Raw genomic sequence first — 12,015 nt, 5'->3', positions numbered from 1 at the left:
CTTTTTCTCCTGCTTACTCTCTTGCCAGAATCACTTCTGTCATCTTGATCGCTCTGCGGTTTTTCTCGGCATCATGAACGCGCACAAATCCATAATGACTCTGTACTGCCATCACGGTTGTGACAAGAGTTCCTTCTTCTCTTTCAGTTACCGGCAGATCCAGTGTCAGACCGATCATGGATTTTCTGGAAGTTCCAAGAAGCATCGGATATCCAAGTCCGTTAAAAAGATCCAGATGCTTCATCACATCCAGGTTCATTTCATAGGTCTTTCCAAATCCAACCCCCGGATCCAGCATGATCCGGTCATCTTCAATCCCGGCTGCCTTCGCGGTATCTACACATTTTTGCAGTTCTGCATACATATCCCTCAGGAAATCCTTGTACACTGCTTCGTTTTTATTATGCATCAGACAGCATGCCGCATCATATTTTTTCACAAGGCCTGCCATCTTTTCATCGTACTGGAATCCCCAGATATCATTCACCAGGTCTGCCCCTGCCTGAAGTGCCGCCTCTGCCACATCACTTTTATAAGTGTCAATCGAAACCGGCACATCAAAATTCTTTTTGACAGCTTCGATCACCGGTGCAGTTCTTGTAATCTCTTCTTCCGATGTGATCTGCCGGTGTCCTGGTCTTGTAGACTCTCCTCCGATATCCAGGATATCGGTTCCGCCTTCTAAAAGTTCTTCTGCATGACGCATTGCCGCATCATAACCGTTCCACTTTCCCCCGTCTGAAAAAGAATCCGGTGTCACATTCAGGATTCCCATTATATAAGTATGTTTTGCTGTGTCAAATTCTTTATTTCCAATTCTCATTTTCGTTCCTCGTTTTCTACCAGATGATCTTCTGGTTTTTCTTTTCCCTGCTCCAGTTGCAGTCCTTTTCAGCCGGACACGCGTAGCACACGCGGGAAATCTTATCCGCATCATAAAGGAGCTCTGCAAACTGCCGCTTATCCTGCCCTGCATTTTCTGTCTCTTCTGCTTTGCCCCGGTGGCTTAAAATTGCAAAAAGAATCCTGTCCGACTCCGCCTTTGTAAATCCAGTCTCTTCCAGAATCCTTTTTGCAATTTCAGCACTCGCTATTTCATGGGGGATTCCCGCCTTATACTGCTGCCATTTCCCGATGTCATGAAGTAATGCTGCCGCATAAATCTCTTCTTTCCCAAGGGCATATCCACGCTCCATCGAAAAAATATACATCAGACGTCCCACGTCCAGAAAATGATTCATATCATGATGGCAGAATTTTCTTTCCTTTTCTGCATCTTTATTCTTTGCCAGTCCCTCTTCAAAAAGAGGATGCTCATATATTCTCCAGACTCTCTGCATCCTCCTCTGCTCTTCCAGTTTTCGTTTTATTTCCATCGCACTAACCTATCATACGGAAAAACATGTTCTGCAGTTTTTCATTCTCTTCAAATGCACCTCTTGTAACAACACTGACCGTCTTGCTTCCCGGCTTTTTGATTCCACGCATGGTCATACACATATGCTCGGCCTCCGCAAGTACCATCACTCCCTTTGGACGAAGATTCTCCATCAGGGCATCCGCGATCTGTGCTGTCATCTGTTCCTGAAGCTGAAGTCTTCTCGCAAATACTTCCACAGTCCGCGCAAGCTTGCTAAGTCCCACCACCTTTCCATCCGGAATATAGGCAATATGAACTTTGCCGTAAAATGGCAGCATATGATGCTCGCACATGGAATAGAATGTAATATCTTTTTCCACAACCATTTCATTATTTTCTGCTGTAAATGTCTTTTTCAGGTGTTCCGCTGCATCCTCATTCATTCCGCCACAGATTTCTTCATACATTCTTGCAATCCGGTCCGGTGTTTCAACCAGTCCTTCTCTGTCAGGATCTTCACCGATTCCATCCAGCAAAAGCCGGATTGCCTGTTCTACTTTTTTATGATCTACCATAATGTTCTCTCTTTCTTTTCTCAGTCTATTTCCTTTTCCTGCAAATCCGAATCACATCCCCCAGATAAGACAGGGAACCAAAACTCAGAACCACATCATCCCTTTTACAGTCTGCTTTTGCTGCTGTAAGTGCCTCCCGGATTCCTTCTGCCGGTTCTGCCTGTACTCCATTTTCTTCCAATACTTTGCATAGTTCTTCTTTCGCCAGACTCCGCTCCCGATTCGGGAGATCGATCGTATACACTTTCGTAAGATACGGTGCCATGATCTCTGCCATTTTCCGGTACTCTTTATCTTTAAAAACACCCATCACTCCGATGATCCGTCTTCCTGCAAGATAGGTTCTCACATTTTCTGCAAGCCTAAGCGCTGCATCCTGATTGTGTGCGCCATCTGCGATCATCAACGGTTCTCTTTCAAGAACCTGGAATCTTCCCTGCCAGATTACTTTTGCAAATCCTGCTCTTACCGCATCCTCCGGAATAACCGCTCCATTCTCATTCAGGGCTTTCACAGCCTCCAATACCGTCACTGCATTGTCGATCTGATATCTTCCGATCAGATTCAGATGAATGTCCTCATACTCCTCATAAGAAAAAATCTGACCATCCATCAATTCTCTTTTCACTTTTGCCTTTTCCGGATGCGCAATCCGGATCTGGCAGCCACATTCTTCTGTCTTTTCCTGTAAAATTCGGATCACAAACGGTTTCTGCGGCGCTGTCACCACCGCCTGGCAGGATGGCTTTATAATCCCGGCTTTGTTTTCCGCAATTTCTTCCAGTGTATTTCCAAGTACACCAATATGATCCATACTGATCGATGCAAAAATACTCAGAACAGTAGTATCTATTACATTTGTCGCATCAAGAAGCCCACCCATTCCGGCTTCCAGAACGACATAATCACACTGTTTTTCTCTGAAATAGAGAAATGCGATCGCCGTTTCCATCTCGAAAACGGTTACGGTGAGATCCGTTTTTTCTTCTACTTTTTCTGCTGCCTCTTTCACCTGAGATACAAAAGGGGCGAGCTCGTCCTCCGCCATCCATTGGCCATCAACCTGAAATCGTTCCATATATCCCATCACGGTCGGAGAACAGTATCTTCCGGTCCGGTACCCTGCATGTTGCAGGATACCGGAGAGTCCGGCGAGAATCGATCCTTTTCCATTAGTCCCGGCTATATGTATAAATTTCAAATCTTTCTGCGGATTCCCAAGCTCACCCAATAAGCTCTTTATACTATCTAAGCCAAGTACACTTCCGTATTTCGATACATGATCCAAATATACCCTTGCTTCTTCGTATAACATGATTTAATTTTCCTTTTTGTACTTTTCAGCATATGCTGATATCTGAATATTTTATCATATTCCTTTACTACTGTACAGTTCTATTTCTTTTTCTTTGGTACAACGTGGATCGCTCCACCCTCTGCTTCTTCCAGGGCTTCTCCGATTCCTTCGTTATACGTCGGATGTGCACGCATTCCCTTTAAAAGCTGTGCAACCGTCATTTTATTTGCGATCGCAGTTACAAATTCACCGATCATGTCTGTGGCTCTTGCACACATCATCTGTGCTCCGAGAATCACATCTGTCTCTTCATCTGCCACGATCTTGATAAATCCTCTTTCTTCTTTTGTAATAAGAGATTTACCATTGGCACTCATGATAAATTTGCCAGTCTTCACTTTGATTCCCTGTTCTTTGGCTGCATCTTCTGTAATACCTGCTGATGCGATTTCCGGATCTGTATAAACACATCCCGGAACCACATTCAGATTCACAGAAGGTTCTTTTCCCGCCAGCTGTTCTGCAACAACGATTCCCTGTGCACTTGCTGCATGGGCAAGCTGTGCGCCAAAGATCAGATCACCGATCGCATAGACTCCCGGAATACTGCTTTCGAATTTATCATTTACAAGAACACGTCCTCTTTCCATATCCGGAGCAGCACCTTCTGCAAATAATCCGTCGGTATTCGGGCATCTTCCGACTGCGCACAGAACATATTCTGCTTCTACAGTCTGTTCTTTTTCTTTTTCGACGAAGGTACATACACAGGTATCCCCTTCCATATGCACACCCTGTACTGCTGCTGATGTATGGCTTTCTACGCCACGTTTCTTCAGGATCAGTTTCAGGTTCTGTGCGATCTCTTTATCCATATTTGGAACCAGCCGCGGCATTGCTTCAAGAATGGTAACCTTAGATCCAAGTGCGGAATATACGGTAGCAAATTCTACACTGATCACACCGCCCCCGATGATAACCAGACTCTTTGGAACTTCTCTCATCTTGAAGAGTTCATCACTTGTCAGAACTCTCGGAAGATCCATTCCCGGGATCGGAAGAATCAGTGGTTTGGAACCAGAAGCCAGAATGACATTCTCTGCTTCGACAGACTGTTCTTCATTCCCTGTAATCTTAACTTTTTTCCCCTCAAAAAGTGTGCCTTTTCCATAATATCTTGTTACGCCGTTTGCCTGCAGGAGCTGTTCTACTCCCTGAACAAGCTGTCCGGTTGTCTGCTCCTTATATTCCAGAATTTTTTCAAAATCATAAGTAACATCTGATGCTGAAATTCCGAAGCGGTCCGCTTCTTTGATTTCACGATATAATGTCGATGCATGAATCATTGCTTTTGCCGGAATACATCCTCTGTTCAGGCATGTTCCCCCGACTTCTCTCTCTTCGATCACTGCGGTCTTCATTCCAAGCTTCGCAGATTTGATTGCTGCCACATATCCTCCCGGACCGGCTCCAATTACTACTACATCAAACTTCTCGCTCATTTTATTTCATCCTCCTACAGTTCCTCGCCCTGAATCCATTCGATAATGTCTTTCATCATCTCTTCTTCCTGTGGATTATCTGACCAGAACAGCCCCAATTCCGTACAGATACTTTCCTTTCTGTACTTCAGTCCTTTCAGATACTTTGGAAGTGTATGTATGAAATCCGGATTCAGTGCATCCGACCATGCAATTGCATCCTTGATCTTTCCTGATTCTACTGCAAACTGAAGTGTAATTCCTCCCCATCCAAAACGGTGGGAAAGCTCATACTGAAAATCAATTTTTCTGCCATAGAGCCAGTTCCATGAAGAGAAAAATTTCTCTCTTTCTGCAATTACTCCGGTATCAAGGTCTTCTATTTTTTTATCACGTACCTTTAATCCGTATACCTTTTCAAATGACTGCTTAAGTGCCACCTTCAGTTCTTCCATTGTAAGCTCCGGAAGATAATCTCTTAAATTTGTCACTCTGGATTTTACCGAATCAACCCCCTTTGATTTCAGTTTATCCTTTGATACAGTCAGATATCTGGATAAGGTTTCCATGTTTACTCCTACCATGATCGTGCCATGGTGATAGCAATGTTTTTCCTGCTCATAAAACGCATTTCCTGAGAATTTCTTTCCATCGATCAGGATATCGTTACGCCCGGATTTTTCAGCCTTCAATCCAAGGATCTCCATCGCTCCTATGATTACCTGAAGCTGCCGGTCCAGATCATATTCTTCTTTATTGATCAGAAATGTGAAGTTCATATTTCCCAGATCATGGTACACAGCTCCGCCACCTGACAGACGCCTGGCAAGATGACCACCTTCTTCTTCCAGCTTTGTTGTTCTACATTCTTTCCAAGCATTTTGATTCCGTCCGATAACAACTGTATTCTGATTCTGCCACAGATAAAGAATACATTCTTTATCCTCGCAGTGGAGGAGCAAATACTCCTCCACTGCAAGATTTCTATATGGACTGAACTGATTGCTTTCAATATAAGTAATCTTTTCAATCATAGTTTTTCCCTCGCTTTAAGCTATAACTTATTAGTCCTGCCATTCGTATCGCAGATATGGATGTCTTGCTGCTCCAACCTCATCCATTCTTGTAACCGGTGTTGTAACAGGAGCCTGATGAAGCTGTTCGGCATCTGTTTCTGCGATTTCATACAGTTTGCGTAATACCTCTACTGCTTCATCCAGAGTTTCTTTGGACTCTGTCTCTGTCGGCTCTACCATCAGTGCTTCCTCAACGATCAGCGGGAAGTACATTGTCGGTGGATGGATACCGTTATCAAGAAGTCCTTTTGCAATATCCATTGCAGAAATTCCTGTTTTCTTTTTCAGATCTGCAAGACTCATTACGAATTCATGCATACATACCTCATCATACGCCATTGTATAAAGGTCTTTCAGTTTGTTCATCATGTAGTTTGCATTCAAAACTGCATTCCGGCTCGCTTCCGGAATACCTTCGCGTCCCAGTGTCTTCACATAGGTAAGTGCTTTTACGATGACTGTAAAGTTTCCATAGAAGCTCTTCATCTCACCGATGCTCTGTGGTTCTTTTACAAATTTCAGTTCTTCTTCCCCATCTACTACATAAGATGGAAGGAACGGAACCAGCATGCTCTTGCATCCAACAGGTCCGCTTCCAGGACCACCGCCACCGTGCGGAGTTGAGAAGGTTTTGTGAAGATTCAGATGGATCACATCAAATCCCATATCTCCAGGGCGAACAGTTCCCATAACTGCGTTTAAGTTTGCTCCGTCATAATAGCAAAGTCCGCCGCAGTTATGAACGATCTCCGTGATTTTCAGGATATTCTTATCAAAAAGTCCTACCGTATTTGGATTGGTAAGCATAAGTCCTGCTGTATCCTCTCCGCATACTTCCTGTAATTTTTCAAGATCAACACCACCATCCGGTGCAGATTCAATGCTGACTACCTGGAATCCTGCCATTGCCGCACTTGCCGGGTTGGTTCCATGTGCAGAGTCCGGAACGATGATTTTCTTTCTCTTTTCGTCTCCACGGCTCTTATGATATGCTTTGATCAGAAGAAGCCCTGTAAATTCTCCGTGAGCACCGGCTGCCGGCTGGAATGTCATACGATCCATACCCGTGATCTCGCAGAGCAGATTTTCAGATTCTTTGATGACTTCCAGGCATCCCTGTACCGTATGTGCCGGCTGCAGTGGATGGATCTCTGTGAATCCCGGAAGTGCTGCCATATCTTCATTGATCTTCGGATTGTATTTCATTGTACAAGATCCGAGTGGATAGAAACCATCATTCACACCATGTGATTTCTTTGCAAGCTCTGTATAATGTCTGCTCAGTTCAATCTCAGAAAGCTCTGGCAGATGAAGTTTTTTCTCTCTTTTATCTTTTTCCTGTGGAAGTGTTACTTCTACATCGCATTCTGGCAGTAAATCGCAACCTCTTCCAGGTCTGCTTTTTTCAAATATTAACATTACTGCACCTCCTTCAGAATCTGAACAACTGCGTCCATCTCTTCTTTGGTATTCACTTCTGTACAGCACCACAGAATTCTGTGTTCATCAAGCGGAAATCCTCCAAGGATTCCTTTTTCCTCAAGTGCTGCAAGTGCTTTTGCGACCGGAACCTCTGATACAGTTACGAATTCATGGAAAAATTCTCCTTTGTTCTCGGTCTGGTATCCAACCTTTGCAAGTTCTGCTGAAAGATAATGTGCTTTTGAAGTTGAAAGTGTTGCTGCTTTCTTAATTCCTTCATTGCCCATTGTTGCCAGATAAACGCCTACTGCAAGTGCGCAGAGTGCCTGGTTTGAGCAGATATTGCTGGATGCTTTTTCACGACGGATATGCTGTTCTCTTGCCTGAAGAGTAAGTACATAACCTTTCTTTCCATTGTGGTCTTCTGTCTGTCCAACGATACGTCCAGGAAGATTTCTCATCATCTTCTGTGTTGCAGCCATAAATCCAAGATATGGTCCGCCGAATGCAATAGAAAGTCCAAGTGGCTGTCCTTCGCCAACTGCCACATCAGCTCCATATTCTGCCGGTGTCTTTACTACACCGAGAGAAATCGGATTGACATTCATTACATATTTTGCCCCTGCTCCATGTGTGATCTCACCAATCTCGGCTGCTTCTTCCAGATTACCGTAATAGTTCGGATGCTGGATCAGTACACATGCTGTCTGTGCATCTACATGTTCCTTCAGATATTCAATATCTGTAAGTCCGTCTTTTTCCGGAATCACTTCTACTTCCATTTCATTTCCGAAGCAGTATGTTTTGATCGTCTCAAGAACATATGGATTCACGGTAGCTGAAACAAGTGCTTTGCTGCGCTTTCTGTCACGACACATTGCCACACCTTCTGCGGATGCTTCTGCGCCATCGTATACGCAGGCATTGGAAATATCCATTCCTGTCAGATCACAGATCATGGTCTGATATTCAAAGATCGACTGCAGGATTCCCTGGCTGATCTCTGCCTGATAAGGAGTATATGCAGTTAACAAATTTTCTTTTGAAATCACGCTCTTTACTGTTGCCGGAATAAAATGCCGGTAAGCACCTGCGCCGCGGAAAATCGTCTTAAAGATCTGATTCTTTGCAGCAATATTTTCCATATCACGACGTACTTCTAATTCTGTTTTTCCTTCCGGAATATTAAGACCGCCCTGGATCTTTACTTCTGCCGGAATGTGTGCGAACAGATCGTCAATTGACTGAAACCCAATCTCTTTCAGCATTTCCTGACGCTGCTCTTTTGTATTCGGTACATAGCTTCCCATGAATGGTCCACCGCCTTTCCCTGATTATTCTTCACTTGCTACAAATGCCTCATATTCTTCTGCTGAAAGAAGTTCCTCTGTTCCGGATACATCTTTTACTTTGATGAACCATGCATCATATGGAGCGCCATTGATCGTTTCCGGTGCGTCAAGAAGTTCTTCGTTGATTTCTTCAACTTCTCCTGTTACCGGTGAATATACATCTGATACCGCTTTTACAGATTCAACATCTCCAAATACTTCTCCGGCCTCTACGCTGTCTCCAACTTCCGGAAGATTTACGAATACGAGATCACCGAGTGCTGACTGTGCATAATCTGTAAGACCAATTGTCCAGACTCCGCCTTCTTCTTTTACCCATTCGTGTGATTTTGTATATTTTAATTCTGCTCTAACTTCCATGATTTTAATCTCCTTTTCTTTTCAACTGCCGGCCGCCTTTTCCAAACACTCTCTATCGCTTTTTCCGCGACCGGCCTGTTAATCTGTTTTCGTTATTATTTTTTTATTTTGCTCTCTTATAGAACGGAAGCTGCACAACTTCTGCTTCCACTCTTCTTCCACGTACATCAGCTTCTACCTTGTCACCAACTGCTACGCTTCCGGCATCAACAAGTGCCATAGCGATCGGATATCCAAGATAAGGACAATGTGTTCCGGATGTTGTATGTCCGATCTTCTGATCTCCAACATACAGATCCTGATGTTCACGGATGATTCCTCTTCCTGTTACTTTAAGACCAATTCTTTCGATCTTTGGTGTTCCTCTGTCTTCCATGGCTTTCTTTCCGATGAATTCGTCTTTTTTCATCTTAACACCGAAGTTCAGGCCTGTTTCAAGAGGTGATACTTCATCATCCATTTCATGTCCGTAAAGAGGCATTGCAGCTTCCATACGAAGTGTATCACGTGCACCAAGTCCACAAGGGATCAGTCCCTCTTCTTTTCCTGCTTCAAGAAGTGTCTCCCACATCTTTTCTGCAAGATCACTTGCCAGGTAGATTTCTACTCCATCTTCACCGGTATATCCTGTCTTGGATACGATGCAAGGCATTCCGGCAACTTCTGCGTCAAATACTGCATGATAATATTTCTTCGGAATATTTTCCTCTGTTGTAAGTTTTCTTAAGATTTCCATCGCTTTCGGTCCCTGAAGGGCGATCTGTCCATACTGATCGGATACATCTGTAAATGTAACCTCTCCTGACTGATGTGCAAGCATCCACTGATAATCTTTATCTTTGTTTGCTGCATTTACTACGATAAAATAGTGGTCATCTGATTTTTTATATACGATCAGGTCATCAACGGTTCCGCCGTTCTCATTACACATCGGGCTGTATCTTGCCTGTCCGTCTACCATATTTGTAAAATCGTTTGTAAGGATGTGCTGCAGATTGGCAAGAGCATCTTTTCCTTCACAAAGGATTTCACCCATATGAGATACATCAAAAAGTCCAGCCTGGGTACGAACTGCCATATGCTCTTTGATCACGCCTGTCTCATACTGAACCGGAAGAAGGTATCCGGCAAACGGTACGATCTTTCCACCTGCTTTTACATGAGCCTCATAGAGTGGTGTCTTTAATTCCATCTTTCTTTCCTCCTATTGATAAAGTGGATATTTATCGCAGATCTTTGTAACTTCAGCACGGATTTCATCTGCTTTGGTATCAAAGTCTGTAATGGTCATCTTGATTAATTTTGCGATGGTCTTCATATCTTCTTCTTTCAGACCTCTTGTTGTAACAGCCGGTGTTCCTATACGAACTCCACTGGTTACAAACGGGCTTGCAGGATCATTCGGAACTGCATTCTTATTAACTGTGATGTAAACTTCATCTAGTCTGTTCTGAAGTTCTTTTCCTGTGATGTTCATGTTCTGAAGATCTACAAGGATCAGATGGTTGTCTGTTCCACCGCTGACAAGGTTGAATCCTTCTTCAACCATGGCTTCTGCAAGTGCTTTTGCATTCTTGACAACCTGTTCCTGATAGGTTTTGAATTCCGGTTTTAAGGCTTCTCCGAAGCATACAGCTTTTGCTGCGATAATGTGCATCAGAGGTCCGCCCTGTGTTCCCGGGAAGATTGCTTTGTTGATCGCTTTTGCATATTCTTCTTTGCACATGATCATTCCACCACGAGGTCCTCTGAGTGTCTTATGTGTTGTTGTTGTAACTACATCAGCATAAGGAACCGGGCTCTGGTGAAGTCCTGCTGCAACAAGACCTGCAATGTGTGCCATATCTACGAAAAGATAAGCTCCAACTTCTTTTGCGATATCTGCAAAAATATCAAAACGGATCTCTCTTGGATAAGCCGAAGCTCCTGCTACGATCATCTTCGGTTTACATTCATGAGCAAGCTTTCTGATTGCATCGTAATCCAGAACACCGTCATCATTGACATTGTAAGGTACGAAATTGTAAAGGATACCGGAAAGATTTACCGGTGAACCATGTGTAAGATGTCCGCCGTGTGCCAGGTTCAATCCCATAACTGTATCGCCTGGTTTGATCAGCGCCTGATATACAGCTGTATTCGCATTTGCTCCTGAATGTGGCTGTACACATACATGATCACATCCAAATAATTTCTTTGCACGTTCGATTGCAAGATTTTCAAGAATATCTACATCCTCGCATCCACCATAATAACGTTTTCCCGGATAACCTTCTGCATACTTGTTTGTCGGTACAGTTCCCATCGCAAGCATAACTGCCGGGCTTACGATATTCTCTGATGCGATCAGTTCAAGGTTTCTGCGCTGACGGCCAAGTTCTAACTGCAGCGCTTTTCCTACTTCTTCATCACATTCAGTAATGTAATTTGTTACATCTTCAATTCTGTTCATTCTCTTTTACCTCCTTAGAACCAACTACCTTGTCTTTTTTGCTCCCTTTTCGGTGTGTTAAATTCAGAATTTTATCATTTGTATCTATATTTTTCTGAATATTCCGCTTTTTAGGGTACAAAAAAAACAGGCAAAAAAGTTTTCGTCATTGAATCCTTTTTTGTCTGCCTCTGTCCGTTCACCTGAAAGATCACCTGGACTTTTGCGCTATATAGTCCAGACTACTTCTTCGGTACAATACATATATATTGTTCTCCAGAGTGTTGTCCGAATATGTTCCTTTTGCCTGAGAGTTTCTGCCTGCCCCTTCGGCTCATGCTGTACATTAAATAACGGTGCGCGCCGTCTGTACAACAAGTATCTCACATATTCATCATCCAACCTTAACTTAAACACATTATATAATTGTCGTCACAATTAGTCAAGCGTTAAATAATTTTCTTTATTGTTTATTATTTGTCAGAATATTTAATAGCTTCGCTCTATAATCATCGTTTTTATTGACTATTTTTTAACTGTATCATCCATTCTCTTTGTCTATTTTCACAAATTAAATTTTTTTCTCAAAATCCACGCATTCTAGCCAACCTATCACGATTACACTCCCTAGTATCTACCATTTTTATTCCAAATTTTTCAA

Annotated in this window: 11 protein-coding genes and 1 riboswitch; all 11 genes read right to left on the bottom strand. The window is 43.2% G+C overall.

Annotated features, from left to right (window positions below; all coding sequences use genetic code 11):
- Positions 1-13: 13 nt before the first annotated feature.
- The 11 genes from folP to ACYQ5K_RS15445 all read right to left on the bottom strand — a co-directional run bounded on the left by folP (position 14) and on the right by ACYQ5K_RS15445 (position 11,375).
- On the bottom strand, positions 14-823 hold the full coding sequence (gene folP, locus ACYQ5K_RS15495) for a dihydropteroate synthase (RefSeq protein WP_178025830.1): 810 nt from the start codon (positions 821-823) through the stop codon (positions 14-16).
- A 16-nt stretch (positions 824-839) separates the two neighbouring features.
- Complete coding sequence (locus tag ACYQ5K_RS15490) at positions 840-1,376, bottom strand: HD domain-containing protein (RefSeq protein WP_178025831.1); 537 nt, start codon at positions 1,374-1,376, stop codon at positions 840-842.
- A gap of 4 nt (positions 1,377-1,380) precedes the next feature.
- On the bottom strand, positions 1,381-1,935 hold the full coding sequence (gene folE, locus ACYQ5K_RS15485) for a GTP cyclohydrolase I FolE (protein ID WP_178025832.1): 555 nt from the start codon (positions 1,933-1,935) through the stop codon (positions 1,381-1,383).
- A gap of 25 nt (positions 1,936-1,960) precedes the next feature.
- Positions 1,961-3,250, bottom strand: a complete 1,290-nt coding sequence (locus ACYQ5K_RS15480) for a bifunctional folylpolyglutamate synthase/dihydrofolate synthase (protein ID WP_178025833.1) — start codon at positions 3,248-3,250, stop codon at positions 1,961-1,963.
- A gap of 80 nt (positions 3,251-3,330) precedes the next feature.
- Positions 3,331-4,734: a dihydrolipoyl dehydrogenase gene (gene lpdA, locus ACYQ5K_RS15475; RefSeq protein ID WP_178025834.1), complete on the bottom strand. Its 1,404-nt coding sequence runs from the start codon at positions 4,732-4,734 to the stop codon at positions 3,331-3,333.
- A gap of 14 nt (positions 4,735-4,748) precedes the next feature.
- Positions 4,749-5,747, bottom strand: a complete 999-nt coding sequence (locus ACYQ5K_RS15470) for a lipoate--protein ligase (protein WP_178025835.1) — start codon at positions 5,745-5,747, stop codon at positions 4,749-4,751.
- A 30-nt stretch (positions 5,748-5,777) separates the two neighbouring features.
- The gene (gene gcvPB / locus ACYQ5K_RS15465) at positions 5,778-7,208 is read right to left on the bottom strand and encodes an aminomethyl-transferring glycine dehydrogenase subunit GcvPB (protein WP_173689098.1); all 1,431 of its coding nucleotides are present in this window, start codon (positions 7,206-7,208) and stop codon (positions 5,778-5,780) included.
- A complete protein-coding gene (gcvPA, locus tag ACYQ5K_RS15460; protein WP_173689097.1) occupies positions 7,208-8,521 on the bottom strand; it encodes an aminomethyl-transferring glycine dehydrogenase subunit GcvPA in 1,314 nt (437 codons plus the stop codon). Before gcvPA ends, gcvPB begins: the two co-directional genes overlap by 1 nt.
- A 24-nt stretch (positions 8,522-8,545) precedes the next feature.
- Positions 8,546-8,923, bottom strand: coding sequence for a glycine cleavage system protein GcvH (gcvH, locus tag ACYQ5K_RS15455; RefSeq protein WP_173689096.1), 378 nt, complete (start codon positions 8,921-8,923; stop codon positions 8,546-8,548).
- 103 nt (positions 8,924-9,026) lie between these two features.
- On the bottom strand, positions 9,027-10,115 hold the full coding sequence (gene gcvT, locus ACYQ5K_RS15450; protein ID WP_173689095.1) for a glycine cleavage system aminomethyltransferase GcvT: 1,089 nt from the start codon (positions 10,113-10,115) through the stop codon (positions 9,027-9,029).
- A gap of 12 nt (positions 10,116-10,127) precedes the next feature.
- Positions 10,128-11,375, bottom strand: coding sequence for a serine hydroxymethyltransferase (locus ACYQ5K_RS15445; RefSeq protein ID WP_173689094.1), 1,248 nt, complete (start codon positions 11,373-11,375; stop codon positions 10,128-10,130).
- Positions 11,376-11,639: 264 nt separating this feature from the next.
- Positions 11,640-11,752, bottom strand: a riboswitch (glycine riboswitch).
- Positions 11,753-12,015 lie beyond the last annotated feature (263 nt).

This window comes from Allocoprococcus similis (genome assembly GCF_054660775.1).
Note: the sequence above shows the minus strand (reverse complement) of the source record. Positions and strands in the feature narration are given on the sequence as shown.

Bases quoted from the DNA above. Each gene is read 5' to 3' on its own strand.
- ACYQ5K_RS15445 (WP_173689094.1), bottom strand. From the start codon at position 11,375: ATGAACAGAATTGAAGATGTAACAAATTACATTACTGAATGTGATGAA.
- folE (WP_178025832.1), bottom strand. From the start codon at position 1,935: ATGGTAGATCATAAAAAAGTAGAACAGGCAATCCGGCTTTTGCTGGAT.
- gcvT (WP_173689095.1), bottom strand. From the start codon at position 10,115: ATGGAATTAAAGACACCACTCTATGAGGCTCATGTAAAAGCAGGTGGA.
- folP (WP_178025830.1), bottom strand. From the start codon at position 823: ATGAGAATTGGAAATAAAGAATTTGACACAGCAAAACATACTTATATA.
- gcvH (WP_173689096.1), bottom strand. From the start codon at position 8,923: ATGGAAGTTAGAGCAGAATTAAAATATACAAAATCACACGAATGGGTA.
- gcvPA (WP_173689097.1), bottom strand. From the start codon at position 8,521: ATGGGAAGCTATGTACCGAATACAAAAGAGCAGCGTCAGGAAATGCTG.
- ACYQ5K_RS15470 (WP_178025835.1), bottom strand. From the start codon at position 5,747: ATGATTGAAAAGATTACTTATATTGAAAGCAATCAGTTCAGTCCATAT.
- gcvPB (WP_173689098.1), bottom strand. From the start codon at position 7,208: ATGTTAATATTTGAAAAAAGCAGACCTGGAAGAGGTTGCGATTTACTG.
- ACYQ5K_RS15490 (WP_178025831.1), bottom strand. From the start codon at position 1,376: ATGGAAATAAAACGAAAACTGGAAGAGCAGAGGAGGATGCAGAGAGTC.
- lpdA (WP_178025834.1), bottom strand. From the start codon at position 4,734: ATGAGCGAGAAGTTTGATGTAGTAGTAATTGGAGCCGGTCCGGGAGGA.
- ACYQ5K_RS15480 (WP_178025833.1), bottom strand. From the start codon at position 3,250: ATGTTATACGAAGAAGCAAGGGTATATTTGGATCATGTATCGAAATAC.